General features: G+C 65.5%; 13 protein-coding genes. 7 read left to right on the forward strand and 6 right to left on the reverse strand.

All coding sequences use genetic code 11. From position 1 onward, the window contains the following. Window positions 1-226: 226 nt before the first annotated feature. Window positions 227-1891: a DNA repair protein RecN gene (gene recN, locus FHY18_RS09120; protein WP_259153576.1), complete on the reverse strand. Its 1665-nt coding sequence runs from the start codon at window positions 1889-1891 to the stop codon at window positions 227-229. A 139-nt stretch (window positions 1892-2030) separates the two neighbouring features. Between recN and hrcA the strand changes: the two genes are divergently transcribed. The 7 genes from hrcA (at window position 2031) to FHY18_RS09155 (ending at window position 11117) form a co-directional block, all read left to right on the forward strand. Further along, on the forward strand, window positions 2031-3062 hold the full coding sequence (gene hrcA / locus FHY18_RS09125; RefSeq protein ID WP_259154000.1) for a heat-inducible transcriptional repressor HrcA: 1032 nt from the start codon (window positions 2031-2033) through the stop codon (window positions 3060-3062). A 99-nt stretch (window positions 3063-3161) separates the two neighbouring features. After that, complete coding sequence (gene grpE / locus FHY18_RS09130; protein WP_046963475.1) at window positions 3162-3680, forward strand: nucleotide exchange factor GrpE; 519 nt, start codon at window positions 3162-3164, stop codon at window positions 3678-3680. A 142-nt stretch (window positions 3681-3822) separates the two neighbouring features. Beyond that, window positions 3823-5748, forward strand: coding sequence for a molecular chaperone DnaK (gene dnaK, locus FHY18_RS09135; protein ID WP_259153577.1), 1926 nt, complete (start codon window positions 3823-3825; stop codon window positions 5746-5748). Window positions 5749-5907: 159 nt separating this feature from the next. Beyond that, on the forward strand, window positions 5908-7038 hold the full coding sequence (gene dnaJ, locus FHY18_RS09140) for a molecular chaperone DnaJ (protein WP_259153580.1): 1131 nt from the start codon (window positions 5908-5910) through the stop codon (window positions 7036-7038). Window positions 7039-7864: 826 nt separating this feature from the next. Next, the gene (gene pdxY / locus FHY18_RS09145; protein ID WP_259153581.1) at window positions 7865-8773 is read left to right on the forward strand and encodes a pyridoxal kinase; all 909 of its coding nucleotides are present in this window, start codon (window positions 7865-7867) and stop codon (window positions 8771-8773) included. Then, entirely contained in the window at window positions 8770-9897 is a 1128-nt protein-coding gene (locus tag FHY18_RS09150) for a prephenate dehydrogenase (RefSeq protein ID WP_259153585.1), read from the forward strand. The genes pdxY and FHY18_RS09150 overlap by 4 nt, the downstream gene beginning before the upstream one ends. A gap of 821 nt (window positions 9898-10718) precedes the next feature. Next, window positions 10719-11117 carry an Imm10 family immunity protein gene (locus FHY18_RS09155; RefSeq protein WP_259153586.1) on the forward strand — a complete coding sequence of 133 codons (399 nt, stop codon included), beginning with the start codon at window positions 10719-10721 and terminating at the stop codon, window positions 11115-11117. A 306-nt stretch (window positions 11118-11423) separates the two neighbouring features. Here FHY18_RS09155 and FHY18_RS09160 read toward each other — a convergent pair whose 3' ends face one another. The 5 genes from FHY18_RS09160 to FHY18_RS09180 form a co-directional block, all read right to left on the reverse strand. Beyond that, a complete protein-coding gene (locus FHY18_RS09160; RefSeq protein ID WP_046965000.1) occupies window positions 11424-11618 on the reverse strand; it encodes a hypothetical protein in 195 nt (64 codons plus the stop codon). Between the two features lie 384 nt (window positions 11619-12002). After that, entirely contained in the window at window positions 12003-13406 is a 1404-nt protein-coding gene (locus tag FHY18_RS09165) for a TolC family protein (protein ID WP_259153587.1), read from the reverse strand. After that, complete coding sequence (locus FHY18_RS09170) at window positions 13403-14488, reverse strand: HlyD family efflux transporter periplasmic adaptor subunit (protein WP_259153589.1); 1086 nt, start codon at window positions 14486-14488, stop codon at window positions 13403-13405. Before FHY18_RS09170 ends, FHY18_RS09165 begins: the two co-directional genes overlap by 4 nt. Then, window positions 14472-16160, reverse strand: a complete 1689-nt coding sequence (locus tag FHY18_RS09175) for an ABC transporter ATP-binding protein (RefSeq protein ID WP_259153590.1) — start codon at window positions 16158-16160, stop codon at window positions 14472-14474. Before FHY18_RS09175 ends, FHY18_RS09170 begins: the two co-directional genes overlap by 17 nt. A gap of 88 nt (window positions 16161-16248) precedes the next feature. Then, window positions 16249-17148: a hydrogen peroxide-inducible genes activator gene (locus tag FHY18_RS09180; RefSeq protein WP_259153592.1), complete on the reverse strand. Its 900-nt coding sequence runs from the start codon at window positions 17146-17148 to the stop codon at window positions 16249-16251. Between the last annotated feature and the right edge of the window lie 6 nt (window positions 17149-17154).

The raw sequence follows: 17154 nt of genomic DNA on the forward strand, positions 1-17154 counted from the left end.
CGCTTCTCCCGCTGGCGGGAGAAGGTGGCGCGCAGCGCCGGATGAGGGGCAGCACCGTTTGCGCTTGTCGCGCCTGTGGTGGTCGCGTCGCAGCGATGCTGCCCCCATTCGCCCTTCGGGCACCTTCCCCCCCGCAGACGGGGGAGGGGAGCCTTGTCAGCCAGGAAGGGAGCTTCGTCAGCGGGGAGGGAACGGGTCCTTTGAATTTGCGAGCTGCTCGCTGCGCTCAGGCGCTCTGCAGCAACTTGCGCGCCGCCGCGCGGGCTTCCTTGCTGACTTCCACGCCGCCGAGCATCCGCGCCAGTTCTTCCTGGCGTGCCTGCGGGCCGAGCAGTTCGACCGCGCTCTGGGTCATGCCGTCCACCGGTGCCTTGCTGACCCGGTAGTGCGCATGGCCCTTGGCCGCGACCTGTGGCAGGTGGGTCACGCACAACACCTGGCGTTCCTCGCCCAGCGCGCGCAGCTTCTGCCCGACGATGTCGGCCACCGCGCCGCCGATGCCCGAATCCACTTCGTCGAAGACCATGGTCGGCACGCTGTCCAGGCCGAGCGCAGCCACTTCGATCGCCAGCGAAATCCGCGACAGCTCGCCGCCGGAGGCGACCTTGCGCAAGGGGCGCGGCGGCTGCCCGGCGTTGGCGGCGACCAAAAATTCCACCCGCTCGGCGCCATTGGGGTCGGGGCGCAACGTGTCCTGCGGCTGCAGCTGGATCAGGAATTGCCCGCCGCCCATGCCCAGCTCGCCGATCAGCGTGGTGGTGGCGGTGGACAAGGCCTCGGCGGCGGTCTTGCGACTGTCGCTGAGCACCCCGGCCGCGCTGCGCCAGACGCCGGTGGCGGACTCGATATGCTTGTCCAGCTGCTGCAGGCGCTCGTCGGCGCCGCGCAGGCTCTCCACTTCCTGGCTCATGCGGTCGCGATGGGCGGCCAGTTCGTCCGGGGTGACGCGGTGCTTGCGGGCCAGGTCGTGCAGGCGGCCGAGACGGCGCTCCATCGCCTCGAACTGGGCCGGGTCGGCGTCCAGGTCGTCGCGCACGCGGTCGAGCAGCGCCAGCGCCTCTTCGATCTGGATCACGGCGCTGTCCAGCAGTGCGTCCACCTCGCCCAGGCGTGGTTCGTGTTCGGCGACGCGGGCCAGGTCGTGGCGGCTGTCCTGCAGCAGGCCCAGCGCGCAGGCGCCATCGTCGCCGTTGAGCTGCTGGGCCACGCTGTCGCAGGCGCCGATCAGTGCGGTGGCGTGCGCCTGGCGCCGGTGATTGACGTCCAGCGCGGCGATCGCTGCCGGGTCCAGGTCCTCGCGTTCCAGTTCGCCCAGTTGATGCTCGAGAAAGCCGATGCGGTCGGAGACGTCACCCTGCGCGGACAGCGCGTCGCGCTCGTCCAGCAGCGCCTGCCAGCGCTGGCTGGCCTGGCGCACCTGCTCGCGCTGGGCGCTGTTGCGGGCGTAGGCGTCGAGCAGGGCGAGCTGGCTGTTGCGGGCCATCAGGGCCTGGTGCTCATGCTGGCCGTGGATTTCCACTAGCCTTGATGCCAGCTCGGCCAGCTGCGAGGAGGTCACCGGGCGGCCGTTGATCCAGGCGCGCGAGCCGCCGTCGGCACGGATGATGCGGCGCAGCTGGCATTGGGACTCGTCATCGAGCTCGTTGTCGGCCAGCCAGGCCAGGCCGGGGTGCTCGGCCGGCAACTGGAATTCGGCCGACAGTTCTGCGCGGTCGGCGCCATGGCGCACCACACCGCTGTCGGCGCGCAGGCCGGACAGAAAGCCCAGCGCGTCCACCATCAGCGACTTGCCGGCGCCGGTTTCGCCCGACACCACGGTCATGCCCGGGCCGAATTCGAGCTCGGTGGCGCGGACAACGGCGAAATCCTTGATTGAGAGGTGTCTGAGCATGGGGGTCGGGTGTGAATGCGTTGGGGAAGCTTAGGGCAGGAAGGCGCGGGCAGGGAGTCGGACGCTTGCCATCCCCGGTGCCAGACATTATCTATGCCCAGTCTCACCGGATGATCCCATGCGCGCGTCCCAGTCCCCAATGCTCGACCCCCGCGCCCGCCAGCTGCTGCGCACCTTGATCGCGCGCTACATCCGCGACGGCGAGCCGGTGGGCTCGAAAACCCTGGCCCAGCATGCCGGGCTGGATGTAAGCCCGGCCACCATCCGCAACATCCTGGCCGACCTGGAGGACGTGGGGCTGCTCAGTTCCCCGCATACCTCGGCCGGGCGGGTGCCTACCGCGCACGGCTACCGGGTGTTCGTCGACAGCCTGGTGCAGATGCAGCCGCCGGGCGAAGAAGAAGTGCGGCGCCTGCGCGCGGAGCTGGCCAGCGGCAATGGCACCCAGTCGCTGCTGGGCAGCGCCTCGCAGATGCTGTCGGCGATGAGCCACTTCGTGGGTGTGGTGAGCGCGCCGCGGCGCGCGCAGTTTGCGTTCCGGCATATCGATTTCGTGCCTCTGGACGCGCGCCGGGTGCTGGCGATCCTGGTGTTTGCCGACAACGAAGTGCAGAACCGGGTGATCGAGCCGCGCCGCGCCTACGAGCCGGCCGAGCTGGAGCGGGTGGCCAATTATCTCAATGCACAGTTCGCCGGGCGCGCGCTGTCGGACATCCGCGCCAGCCTGCTGCGCGAACTGCGGATGGCCAAGAACGAGATGGAGCAGCTGCTGGCGCACAGCGTGGACCTGGCCAGCGAGGCGCTGGTGCCGGCCGATGCCGACGACATGGTGATGGCCGGGCAGACCCGGCTGATGGGCGTGCAGGACCTGTCGGACCTGGACCGGCTGCGCGAGCTGTTCGAGGCCTTCGCCAGCAAGCGCGAAATCCTGCAATTGCTCGAACGCACCATCCAGGCGCCGGGCGTGCGCATCTTCATCGGCGAGGAAACCGGCATGGTGTCGCTGGACGATGTCTCGTTGGTCACCGCGCCGTATGCCGCCAATGGCCAGGTGCTGGGCGTGCTGGGCGTGATCGGGCCCAAACGTATGGCCTACGACCGGGTGATCCCACTGGTGCAGACCGCCGCCCAGGTGCTGGGCGCGGCGATGGAGCCGCCCGACAGGCGATAAGCGGCAGCGATCGATGCGATCGTTTTGCTTGAAACGCGCGCACGCGCCCACATACGGGGTGACGTTGGGGCGGGCGTTCCGCTTGCCCGGGAACTGCACATGAACCAAGACCACCCCGAATTCGACTCCGAAGACCTGTCCCAGAACCCACCCGAGACCGATCCGCTCAAGGCCGAGATCGAGTCGCTGCGCAGCGAGATCGCGCTGGTCAAGGCCGATGCCCTGCGCGAGCGGGCCGATCTGGAAAACCAGCGCAAGCGCATCGCGCGCGACGTCGAAAACGCTCGTAAGTTCGCCAACGAGAAGCTGCTGGGCGAGCTGCTGCCGGTGTTCGACAGCCTGGATGCCGGGCTCACCGCGGCCGGCAGCCAACCCAGCCCGCTGCGCGATGGCCTGGACATGACCTACAAGCAATTGCTCAAGGTCGCCGCCGACAACGGCCTGACCCTGCTCGACCCGGTCGGCCAGCCGTTCAACCCCGACCAGCACCAGGCGATCAGCCAGGGCGAGGCCGAGGGCATTGCGCCGGGCCATGTGGTGCAGGTGTTCCAGAAGGGCTACCTGCTCAACGAGCGCCTGCTGCGCCCGGCCCTGGTGGTCGTGGCCAAGCACGACTGATTGCCGGCGCCCGGCTGAACTGCCGGGCGCGCGGTTGGAACACAGATGCGCACAGATGGCTTGAACACCTGCGCGCCACCCCCACATCTCAGCCAGACCCGGCGTCGCCGGACACAGCTAAAGACTCATCAGGAGCGTATCCATGGGCAAGATCATTGGTATTGACCTCGGCACCACGAACTCGTGCGTGTCGATCATGGACGGCGGCAAGGCCCGCGTCATCGAAAATTCCGAGGGCGATCGCACCACGCCTTCGATCGTCGCCTACACCAAGGACGGCGAAGTGCTGGTCGGTGCCTCGGCCAAGCGCCAGGCAGTGACCAACCCGAAGAACACCTTCTACGCAGTGAAGCGCCTGATCGGCCGCAAGTTCACCGACGCCGAAGTGCAGAAGGACATCTCGCACGTGCCGTACGGCATCCTGGCGCACGACAACGGCGACGCCTGGGTTCAGACCAGCGATGCCAAGCGCATGGCGCCGCAGGAAATCTCCGCGCGCGTGCTGGAAAAGATGAAGAAGACCGCCGAGGATTTCCTGGGCGAGAAGGTCACCGAGGCCGTGATCACGGTGCCGGCCTACTTCAACGACAGCCAGCGTCAGGCCACCAAGGACGCCGGCCGCATCGCCGGTCTGGACGTCAAGCGCATCATCAACGAGCCGACCGCCGCAGCCCTGGCCTATGGCCTGGACAAGAACGGTGGCGACCGCAAGATCGCCGTGTACGACCTGGGCGGCGGCACCTTCGACGTGTCGATCATCGAAATCGCTGAAGTCGATGGCGAGAAGCAGTTCGAAGTGCTGGCCACCAATGGCGACACCTTCCTGGGCGGGGAAGACTTCGACAACCGCGTCATCGAGTACCTGGTCGACGAGTTCAACAAGGATCAGGGCATCGATCTGCGCAAGGACCCGTTGGCACTGCAGCGCCTGAAGGATGCCGCAGAGCGCGCCAAGATCGAGCTGTCTACCAGCCAGCAGACCGAAGTGAACCTGCCGTACGTCACCGCCGATGCCTCGGGCCCGAAGCACCTCAACATCAAGGTGACCCGTGCCAAGCTCGAAGCGCTGGTGGAAGACCTGGTCAAGAAGTCGATCGAGCCGTGCCGCACCGCGTTGAACGATGCCGGCCTGCGCGCCAGCGACATCAACGAAGTGATCCTGGTCGGCGGTCAGACCCGCATGCCGAAGGTGCAGCAGGCGGTTGCCGATTTCTTCGGCAAGGAGCCGCGCAAGGACGTCAACCCGGATGAAGCGGTGGCCGTGGGCGCTGCGATCCAGGGCGGCGTGCTGGCCGGCGACGTCAAGGACGTGCTGCTGCTGGACGTAACCCCGCTGTCGCTGGGTATCGAAACCATGGGCGGCGTGTTCACCAAGATCATCGAAAAGAACACCACCATCCCGACCAAGGCCTCGCAGACCTTCTCCACCGCCGAGGACAACCAGTCGGCCGTGACCGTGCACGTGCTGCAGGGCGAGCGCGAGCAGGCCCGCTTCAACAAGTCGCTGGCCAAGTTCGACCTGTCCGGCATCGAGCCGGCCCCGCGCGGCATGCCGCAGGTGGAAGTGTCCTTCGACATCGACGCCAACGGCATCCTGCACGTGTCGGCCAAGGACAAGAAGACCAACAAGGAACAGAAGGTCGAGATCAAGGCCGGTTCGGGCCTGTCGGACGAAGAGATCCAGCGCATGGTCGCGGACGCGGAAGCCAACCGCGAGGAAGACAAGAAGTTCCAGGAACTGGTACAGGCCCGTAACCAGGCCGATGGCCTGATCCACGCCACCCGCACCGCGATCACCGAGCATGGCAGCAAGGTCGGTGGCGATGTGATCGGCAAGGTGGAAGCGGCATTGTCGGATCTGGAAAAGGCCATGAAGGGCGACGACAAGGCGCAGATCGAAGCGCGCAGCAAGACCCTGGAAGAAGCCGGCCAGTCGCTGTACGCAGCGGCCGCCGCGGCAGAGCAGGGCGGCAACGCCGATGCGGCCAGCGGCAACGCGCAGGCCTCCAAGGCCGCCGATGACGTGGTGGACGCCGAGTTCACCGAGGTCAAGGACGACAAGAAGTAAGCCGTGATTTGGGAGTCGGGAGTGGGGATTGGCAGTCGATAAACGTGCCAGTCCCCATCCCGATATCCTTTACGCGTCGCGTCGCCAAGGCGGATCAGCACACGCTGTCCGCTTTTGCGTTTCAACGAATCTCAAATCACGAATTCCAAATCCCCGCTTATGAGCAAACGCGATTACTACGAAGTGCTGGGCGTTGCCCGTGGCGCCAGCGACGAGGAGCTGAAGAAGGCGTATCGGCGCTGTGCGATGAAGCACCACCCGGACCGCAATCCAGGCGACGCTGCTGCCGAGGCGATGTTCAAGGAGTGCAAGGAAGCCTATGAGGTGTTGTCGGACGGCAACAAGCGCCGCGCCTACGATGCGCATGGCCACGCTGCGTTCGAACACGGCATGGGCGGTGGTGGCGGTGGGCCGGGTGGCCCGGACATGGGAGATATCTTTGGCGATATCTTCGGCAATATTTTCGGCGGTGGCGCCGCCGGTCCGCGCGCTGCGCGACGTGGTGCCGACGTCGGTTACGTACTGGAGCTGGATCTGGAAGAAGCCGTCGCCGGCATCGAGCGACGCATCGAGATCCCGACCCTGATCGAGTGCGAGCCCTGCCACGGCAGCGGTTCGGAAGACGGCAAGGTCGAGACCTGCGGCACCTGTCATGGACGCGGCCAGGTGCGCATCCAGCGCGGCATCTTTGCCATGCAGCAGAGCTGCCCGCACTGCGATGGACGCGGCACGCTGATCCAGAACCCGTGCAAGACCTGCCATGGCGCCGGTCGCGTGGAAGAAGACAAGGTGCTGTCGATCAAGGTGCCCGCTGGCGTGGATACCGGCGACCGTATCCGTCTGGCAGGCGAAGGCGAAGCCGGTCCGGCCGGCACGCCGCCAGGCGATCTGTATGTGGAAGTGCGCGTGCGCGAGCATGCGATCTTCCAGCGCGACGGCGACGACCTGCATTGCGAAGTGCCGATCCGCATTTCGCAGGCCGCGCTCGGCGACACCGTGCGCGTGGCCACCCTGGGCGGGGAGGCGGAAATTCGCATTCCGGCCGAGACCCAGACCGGCAAGCTGTTCCGGTTGCGCGGCAAGGGCGTGCGCTCGGTGCGCAGCCGCAGCGAAGGCGATCTGTACTGCCGTGTGGTGGTCGAGACGCCGGTGAACCTGACCGCTGATCAGCGCGAGTTGCTGCAGCAGTTCGAGGCAACCTTCACCGGTGAGGATGCGCGCAAGCATTCGCCCAAGTCGGCCACCTTCATCGATGGCGTCAAGGGTTTCTGGGATCGCATGACGTCGTAAACGACGTCATGGCAGTGGGCGACGCTGCCCAACGCCACGCCTGCTCCTGCCGGGAGCAGGCATGACGTCGGGCAAGGCGAGTGAGTGAAAGACGGCCTCGCTTCGCTCGCTGCAAAGCGATTGGGCAGCGACATCGTTCTCCCTTCGTGGAACGTGCCACACGAACGACATCCTTCTCGCTCGGCAGAAGTGCCAGGCGCGCGTTCGCAAGAAAACTACAAGAAGCTCGCTCGCAAGAAATGCCAGAAGAACGACATCCTTCTCGCTCGGGAGAAGGTGCCAGAAGAACGACATCCTTCCCCTCGGGAGAAGGTGCCAGAAGAACGACATCCTTCTCCCCTCGGGAGAAGGTGCCCGAAGGGCGGATGAGGGTACGGCATGCCGACTGTTAAAGCCGCCCTGCATCGATAGCCTGGTCGCTCGCTCTGGTTCAGCCGGGCAGCACTACAACTATCCTAATGACAACGCCTCGTTCTGCGCTCCGTGCAGGCCCGCGCTTCATGTTGTCACGCGCCGCTCGATCGAATCGATACGCCACGCCGCGGACTGCACCTGCGCCGCTGACACCATCGCGATGCCACGTCGATACTCGCCCGGTCAGCACCATCGCGCCTGGTCAGACCGGAACATCTGCACAACATGCAGATATTGCGCAGCGCTGACGCGTTCGGCTCTGGCGTGTGCGTCACCGCCCGGCTCCAATGTCGGCGCCCTTCCGGATCGCATCCAGTCAAGCGCGTCGCACCGAACATTGCGCGGCTCCACACTCCACGCGCTCACGCATTGCGGCAGATAATGGAGCTCTCCTTTCACGACGGCGTCTCCCATGAGCGATGCAACAGATAGCCATCTCGTCCACGGTCGCCGCCAGCGCCCGGAGGGTCCCTCGCCGATCGATGTGATCTCGGTGCAGTCGCAACTGGTCTACGGCCATGCCGGCAACAGCGCCGCCGTGCCGCCACTGCGTGCGCTTGGACTGCGTGTGGCTGAAGTGCCAACCACCTTGCTCAGTAACGCGCCGTTCTATGCGACCTTGCGCGGCCGTATCCTGCCGGCCGACTGGCTGGCCGACCTGCTGCTCGGTGCCACCGAGCGCGGCCTGCCGCAGCGGGCGCGCATGCTGGTCTCCGGCTATTTCGGCAGCCTGGCCAATGGCGAAGCATTCGCCGACTGGCTTGAACAGACCTTGCCGCAGGCCCCGCAGCTGCGCTACTGCCTGGATCCGGTGATCGGCGATACGCATACCGGCCCCTACGTCGAGCCGGGGCTGGAGCGCGTGTTCGCCGAACGGTTGCTGCCGCATGCCTGGCTGGTCACGCCCAATGCGTTCGAGCTGGGACGCCTGACCGGTCTGCCCAGCCTGGAGCAGGACGACGCCATCGCCGCGGCGCGTGTCCTGCTCGCCCGCGGCCCACAATGGGTGCTTGCGCACAGCGTTGCCGGCGCGACAGGCGAGTTGGTGACCCTGGCGGTCAGCACGGATGCGGTTTATCGCTGGGCCAGCCCGCATCTGCCGGTCGACGTGGCCGGCACCGGCGATGTGCTGATGGCGCTGCTGATCGGCTTTTTGCTGCGCGATATGCCGTTCGAGCAGGCGGTGGGACACGCGCTAACCGGCGTACACGGGGCGCTGGAGGCAACCCTGGCCGCAGGCTACGAGGAGTTCGACGTGCTGGCCGCCGCGCCGGCCGCGCTTGCGGCACTGCCGCGCTTTGCCGTCGAGCGTCTGGCATGAGTGCGCGGCCGGTGGTCGGCATCGTCGGCATTGCCGGCGCCTACGGACGCTGGCTGGCGCAGTTCCTGCGCACGCGCATGGGGCTGCAGGTGATCGGCTTCGATCCGGCCGGCGACGGCGATATGGACGAGGCCACCCTGGCGCAGCGTGCGGATGTGCTGATTTTTTCTGCACCGATTCGCCACACCGCGACGTTGATCCAGCGCTATGTGGAGCTTGCCGGCCCGCGTGCCGCGTCGCAGTTGTGGATGGATGTCACCTCGATCAAGCAGGCGCCGGTCGCTGCGATGCTGGCGTCGCAAGCAGACGTCGTCGGCCTGCATCCGATGACCGCGCCGCCCAAATCGCCGACCTTGAAGGGGCGGGTGATGGTGGTCTGCGAAGCGCGCCTGCAGCACTGGTCGGCGTGGGTGCAGACCTTGTACGCAGCACTCCAGGCAGAGTGCGTGTATGCCACGCCCGAGCACCACGACCGGGTAATGGCCTTGGTACAGGCAATGGTGCATGCCACCCATCTTGCGCAGGCTGGCACCTTGCGCGACTACGCACCGCTGTTGGGCCACTTGCAGGCGTTGATGCCGTATCGCTCTGCGTCGTTCGAGCTGGACACGGCGGTGATCGCGCGAATCCTCTCGCTCAATCCATCGATCTACGAAGACATCCAGTTCGGTAACCCGTACGTCGGCGAAATGCTCGACCGCCTGCTGTCGCAGCTGCAGCAGTTACGCGCACTGGTGGCGCAAGGCGACGATGCGGCACGCGCGCAGTTCCGCAGCCAGTTCCTGGACGCGAACGTGCACGCTTTGCAACACACTGCGCTGGCTGCAGGCAACTACACCTACGAGCGCGTGGGCTACCTGCTGGCCGACCTCACCGAGCCGCTGACCTTGAGCGTGTATCTGCCCGAAGACCAGCCCGGTTCGCTGCGCACGCTGTTGCATGTCTTCGAGCGGCACGCGGTAAACCTGTCGTCGATCCATTCCTCGCGCACACCGGCGGGTGAGCTGCATTTTCGTATCGGGTTCGAAGAGGGTAGCGATTTTCAGTCATTGGCAGATGCGGCGAGCGAGATCGATGCGCGTGGGATCGGGCGCGTGCTGGATCTTCCTGAGCGGGGACAGTGATTGCCCGAGGGATGCCCTGCGGCGGTCCATAGCTTCAAGACGCTAGTTGTGCCTGCGGTGTGCCTGTCACGCCGAAGCGCCTTGCGCTTGGTGAATGCATCTTCGGCAACCGCCTGGTTTGCCGGCCGGATTCGGTGCCTTGTCTTTGTGTGAGCGTTGCTCGGTGCGTTGTTCAGTCCGCCTTGCGACATGGCAAGTGCGGTGTACGGGATTATCTGTGGCTTTTGCTCGTCTGGGCGGCAACGGTGTCGGGACAGACAAGGTCGGTGGCGTTGGTCATTGATTGCGTACGCCTGGCGATGAGGTTGCGATGGGTTTCTGGACTTAAAAGCAGGTTGTTACGGTTCTGCAGTACAGTCATCTTACTATTCACTCAAGCCGATGCCGTTTTACTAGACGGATGAATCCAGACACGACGCCATGCAAATTTTCTTGAAAATTTTGATGGTTCTAGGGAGCTTTGCAGCTGGCGCTGTGGCTAGCGTCGTCATGGCGAGCATTTTATGTGAGTGTCAGCTATTCCTGCCAGCCTGCTCCTGGCGAGCCATGTGATGCTGGCGGCTATGCGGGTCTGAGCATGGCTATCCTTCTGACACCGGTGCTCGGTCTATCATTTGCCTTATTTGGCTACTGGCTGATTGTGCGCTATCAACGTCGATTAGAGGCTGAGTAATTGATCAAGCCAGCCGCTCCGCGGTGCGGCCGCCATCAGCGTTGGTGTACACATAGGTCTCAATGGAATGTGCAGTGGCGGGCGCAACTGATATTGCATCATGGCCGGACCCTCATCGGGTCGAATTACTTCGGGCGCTAGCATCAAAATGACTGCATTCGCATTTCAAGCAAACATCGTCACCACGGCAAATACTGACGGTGGGTTCCTGTTAGTGGGATTCGCTGATCGTGAAGCCGATGCCGAGGTCTACCTCGTACTTCAGCGCGGCTTGGATCTCGATGGGCAGGACGTGGAGCATGGTATGGACACTTATTACGTTGAGTGGTCTGGCCAGCAATACGCTTGTTACGGTGGCATCTCCAGGTTTTCGCTGCGGTCGAACCGTGCCGTTATCACGTTTGCTCCAGATGCAGCGGGGGTGCTCGGTGGCATGGAAGCTCTCACCATCTCATTCCAATTGGAAGCGTCCAGGCATTTGGCGTTACGTGAAGCGCTAGAGCGTGTGTTCGAGGGAAGTGACTGCCTCGTCGTTGCCGATGCCTGAAAATTTATTCAAATAGCTGCATTTCGATGCTCGCTTCGAGCCTCATGCCTCCATGGAAATAGTGGGTACTCGCCGCCGTCTTTCAGGCTGTGCAGCGGCCATAGAACGCCTTGCATGGAGGCGTTGCCCACCCAGTAGAGCCCCCTGGCGTCGACGGAATCGGTTCCTCGTTGCCTGAAGCCGACAAATGCGGATTTCATCCACACGGGGTGTGGATGAAAGTTGCACAAGCATGTGGATAACCGGTTGCAGCCCTTGCGGGGCAAGGGCTGTGTTCTGCTTGGTCAAAAATTGACCAGCCAGTGCTCAGGGCGTGGAAAGTTGCAGCTCGCCGCCGTCGGTGATGAACCGCTGGCCTTGCCGTTGCAGGTGACGGCCATCGGGGAGCTCGTAACGTGGCGCTGGATGCGCGCCCGGGCCAGTTGACTGTTCGTCGCGGAATTCGATGATGACGTACGGCTCGCCATCTGCGCCGATCGCGGGAAATTGCCGAAAAGACATATGCACCTCCGAGGGATTCCAAGCTTGCCGTGCGGACCACTGGCCCGCACCGCCAGCAGTCGGCTGGCACACCGAGGATGCGCACGCCGATGTTATTCAGATGTCGTCGTGGGATGAGGGGGGGAGCTGGAATGGCGCGCTCGCCATGCGGCGTCGATTCGGAGCTGTCTTTGCCCGGTCCCAGCGCATTAGGGTGCAAGGTCGCGGCTGCTTGCAAGCGAGGCAGCGGCGATGCCTGCAGTCCGGTGCCGGCCGAGGCGATGCAGGTTTGTACAGGGCGCCCGGCGGTATCGTGATGGATGCAGCGTAAACCCTATCAGGCACTGCATGCGCCGCAGCGCAGGATCCACGCGTGCAGACGTGGACCAGCACAGGCTCGACCCATCAACGACTCAACTGCAATGCATCGCGGTCCGCGGTGGCTGCTGCCAGCTCTGCGCGTGCCGACGCAATCCGCGCCTGCGCGTCGATCAAGCGCACGCGCGCGTCGTTGGCGGTTTCTTCGCGTTGATTGACCAGGAAGAAATCGCCGGAGCCCAGTTCGAAGCGCCGCCGTTCGGCGGCCGCCAGGCGGTCGGCGAGGCCGCGTTCTTCATCGGCCATCTTGGCCAGTCGCTCTGCTGCGTTGAGCGAGATGACGATCGACTCCACCTCCACCGAGATCTGGTCGCGCAGGAAGCGGCTGCGCTGATCCAGTGCTTCGATCTCGGCGCGCGCTTCGGCAACGCGGCCTTTGGCGGAGCGGTTCTCCAGCGGCACGCTGAAACGAAAGCCGATGATCGCATCGGTCGGCGAGCGGTTCGGCCCGCCCACGCCGGGGGGGCCCAGATCCTTGCTGACTTCGAAACTCACATCCAGCCGTGGCTTCAGATCGTTCTGCGCCAGCATCAGCCGCGCAGTGGCCTGGTCGATGCGGGTCAGCACGGCGCGGTAATCGGGCCGCTCCACCGGCGCGGTGATCTTGCTGGCACCGGCCAGACCTTCCAGCGCGGAGGTATCGGGCGGCAGGCGCTCGCTCGAGACGATCAGCGGCATGCCGGCGTCGTCGCGCAGATACAGCGACAAGGCATTGGCCGCATTGGCGAAGTCCTGTTCGGAGCGCACCACCAGTGCGCGCCGGCGCACCAGGTTCTGGTCGTTTTCGGTCAGCAGAATGGTCGGGCGCGCGCCAAGCGTCACCTGCCGCGAAATCGCATTGCGGCGCCGCTCTGCCAATGCCAGCAGGTCGTTGTACGCACGCAGCTTCAGGCCGGCCGCCACCCAGCTCTGGTAGGCGTCCACGGCGCGCCGCTGCACGCCGATCGCCACCATCTCCGCTTCGTACTGCGCCACATTGATGTCGGCGCTGGCGACGTTGCGCCGGGTACGGCGCTCGTCCACCACGCGGTCGCGCAGCAGCGCGTACAAGGCACCGACCTTCACTTCGCCGCCGCGGTCGGTATACGACTTGTCTTCGTAGACCGGGAACGCACCACGCGAGGAGCGGTAGCCGCCGTAGTAATAGCCGCCGTTGTTCTCGAACGGTCGCTTGACGCCGCTTTCGATGGTGCTGCCGTCGTAGTAGCCGGCCTCGCGCGAGCGGCCTTCGATGTCGAACACGGTATCGAACGCACCGTCGGCCGATATGCCTTTGCCTTCGGCCTGGCGGACTTTTGCCAGCGCTTCGACGATCTGCGGCGCAGAGCGGGCCGAGGAGTGCAGCACTTCGTCCAGGGTCAGCGGCGCGGCCTGGGCGAAGGCCGCACCGGGGCAGAGTGCGATCAGCAGGACCAGCAGATGCCGCATCATTTCTTGCCCGTCGTGTCGTCTTCGGACTTGTCTGCGGCGGGCTTGGCCTTGCCATCGTCCTGCGTGGCGGCAGAGGGGCGTCGGCCGAATTCCAACGGGAAGTTGTTGAGCTGGCGCCACAGTTCGTAGCCCACCCGCACCGTCTCGCCCAGCACCCAGCCGCGCACCTTGCCGCCCTGGCGGGCGAATTCCTGCGCCGGCCAGGCCGGTTTTCCCGGCTGCGGCTCGACCAGGATGCGGAACAGCCCATCCGGCGCGGCATTGGGGTCGATTGCGCGCACGCGGCCATCGAACATGCCGTGCGCCACCGACGGCCAGCCGCTGAACTGGATCGCCGGCCAGCCTTCGAACTCCAGCCGCACCGGTCGGCCGGGGCGAATTAGCGGGACGTCGCGGCCATCGATATACAGCTCCACTGCACGCTCCACGCGCTCGGGCGCGATCACCGCCAGCACCGTGCCGGGCGAGACCATGGCGCTGCCGCTGGCGGCGTTGAGCTGCTGCACGCGGCCATCGCGCGGCGCGCGCACCAGCTGCGCGGACTGACGGTTCAACTGGATGTCGATGCGGGTCAACTTGGCGCGCGATTCGGCCAGCTTGGCGTCGGCCTCGGCCACCTTGATCTGGGTCAGCTCGTAATCGCGGCGGCCGGCCAGTCCTTCGGCGAGCAATTGCCGGCTGCGTTCCACGTCGATGCTGGCGACCGCGCGCGATTGCTGAATGGCGGTGATTTCCGCCGCGACCTGCGCGCGCTCGCTGGCAAGCCGGGTGAGCAGATCCGGGTCCAGGTCGCCGACGCGCGCGATCGGGTCGCCCTTGGAGACGTGCTGGCCGTCGTGTACATACCAACGTTCGACACGGCCAGGCACAAAGGCGGTGACCTGCTGCTGGCGATCGCCCGGATCGAGCGAGACCACCTGGCCCTTGCCGCTGGCGGTCTGCACCCACGGTGCGAATGCCAGGATCGCGCCGGCGATGGCGACGCCGATCAACAGCATCCACGCCAGCACCCTGGCGATGCTCGGTGGCCGCATCGAGGCCAGCGTGGGGAAGTGCGCGATCCGATCAGGGGCGTGCTGCATTGTCGGCCTCCTGGGTGGATGCGATCAGTTCGGCGCGGGTGGCGTAGCGCTGCTGGCGCTCTGGCTCCAGGCGGAACCAGCCATCCAGTTCGATGTCTTCCGGCCTGCCGGTGCATAGCAGCACGGTGGTGCCGGCCTCCTTCAGGCGGCCTAGCACGCGGGTCAGGCGTTCTGCCGGGAGCAGGTCGTAGAGCTGCGACAACATCAGCACGCGCGGGCGCACCAGCAAGGCGTTGGCCAGCTTCAATGCCATCACTTCGCCGATCCACAGCGGGAAGCCGGACGCGGCAAGACGCGTGTCCAGGCCCTGCGGCAGCGCGGCGATGCGCGCGCGCAGCCCCACCGTGTCGATGGCTTCCAGCATCGCTTCGGAGCTCACGTCCGGCGAGGCCATGGCCAGATACTCGCGGATGGTCACCTCGACAATGGTCGGTCGATCGAGCACGGTGACTTCCGAGCGCAGCAGGTACATGTCGAAGGTGGCCAGGTCCGCGCCACCCACCATGACCAGGCCACGATCCGGCACCACATGGCGCTTGAGCACCATCGCCAGCAGCCGTTCGGCGCCGCCATCGGCCAGCGTCACCAGGTGCTCGCCCGCTTCCAGGGTGAAATCGAAACGCGCGCCTTCGATCACCACGCCATCCAGCCGCACCGCGCTGTTGCCGGGGATCTTGCCGGCCGCCGCCACGGCGCGTTCCTGCGGAATGGCATACAGCAGCGACAATTCTTCCGCGCTGGCAACCAGGTCGTAGAACGTGTCCAGATAGGCGCCGAGCTGCGCGATGCCATAGAACACTGCGCTCAGGATCAGCTCGGCCGCCACCAACTGCCCAATCGACAGCTCGCCGCGCAGGATCAGGCTGCCGCCCAATGCCAGCAGCGCCGCGCTGGCAACCGCGTACAGCAGCAGGAACGCCACCGTCTGGGTGAAGCTGTAGCGGAAATGGCGCCGGTGCCGGTCGACATAGGCCGCAGTGACCGCCTCGGAGCGATCCATCGCAAAGTTGAGATGGCGGCTGGATTTGTAGAAACCGTTGGAACCGCCGACGCTTTCCAGCCAGTGCGCGGCATTGTGCTTGGCGTGGCTGAGCTCGACCGCAGTGCGGATCGAACCGCGCGACCAGATCATCCAGATCGCGAAGATGATCAGCAGCAGCAAGGCGTTGAACCCGAGGAAGAACGGGTGGTAGAAGCTGGTGACGACCAGGCCGACCGCCGACTGCAGCACGATGGTGAAGGCGCCGATCGCCAGGCTGGGCACGGCTTTTTGCACCACCACCAGATCGAAGTAGCGGTTGAACACATCGCCGCGGTTCTGGTCGGCGAAGAAGGGGTTCTGCGCATGCACTGCGCGCACCGTGATCTCGGCCACCACGCGCGCAAACAGGCGGCGTTCGAACAGCGCCATCATCCACACCCGCATCGCGCTCAGGCACGCTACCAGCAGCAGCAGCCCCAGCAGCAGGCCCGACAACGTCCACAGCGGCGTGGGCAGCGCGGTGTTGGCAACGCTGTTGATCAGCAGCTGCACCGAAATGGGCGTGGCCAGCGACAGCAGGCTGATCGCCACGCCGTACACCAGGGCGAGACGCACATACGGCATGTCCGGCCCGACGATTTCCGCCAGCCAGCCCACCGCTTCCCGCCATCCGATCCGCTGTGACGCCATTGAACTTCCATTGATGAGTTCAGTGAAGCATTGACGAGTTGCCGCTATAGGACAAGGCCGGAGCGCTTATCCGTTGTATAGGATTTTCCTATGCGGCTGCCGCACGCAGCAAATCGGCGATCAAACCGAACGCCGGCGCACGCCCTGCACCTTGCCGCCACAGCAGCCCGATCTCGCGGTAATAGCGGCCGCCCTTGATCGGGCGGACCACCACATCGTCGCCTTCGCGGATTTCCTGGCGCACGTACAGGTCCGGCAACAGCGCCAACCCCATGCCCATGCCGGCCATCTGCCGGATCGCATCCAGACTGGTTCCTTCGTAATCGCGCAGCACATGGGCGCCGACATCCATCGCGATGGCGGCGACCTGTTCGGCCAATCGGTACTCCGGCATCAAGGTGAGCAGGTTGGCACCGCGCAAGTCGGCAGGGGTGACGTAGCGTTTGGCGCGCAGCGGGTGATCGGCGGCCATGGTCACGTGCAGGGGTTCGCGGAACAGCCGCTCGCTATGCAGGCTGCGTCCGGCCACCGGCAATTGCGCCAGGATCAGGTCATGCACGCCGTTGGCCAGGTCGCTGGCCAGGACGGTCGGCAGGCCCTCGCGCACGTGCACGCGCAGCGCCGGGTGCTCGCGGTGCAATCGTGCGACCAGGCTGGGCATCAGGTAGGCGCCCAGCGTGGGCGAGACCCCGAGCCGGATGGTGCCGATCAACGTGTCGGCCGCCGTGGTGCGCACGTCTTCCAGATCGGTCACGTCGAGCAGGATGCTGCGCGCGCGATCGAGCAGGTCGCGCCCGAGCGGGGTCAGGATGGCCGGCACGCCGCGCTCGAACAGCGGTGCGCCGATGATGCTTTCCAGTGCGCGGATCTGCTGCGACAACGAGGGCTGCGACACGCCCATCTGTTCGGCGGCACGGGTGAAACTGCCGGTGTCGGCAAGTGCGACGAAGTAGCTCAGTTGGCGAAGGGTGGTCTTGGGGCGGGGCATGGTCGC

This window comes from Xanthomonas sp. 3793 (assembly GCF_024806835.1).
GTDB classification, from domain to species: Bacteria; Pseudomonadota; Gammaproteobacteria; order Xanthomonadales; family Xanthomonadaceae; genus Xanthomonas; species Xanthomonas arboricola_F.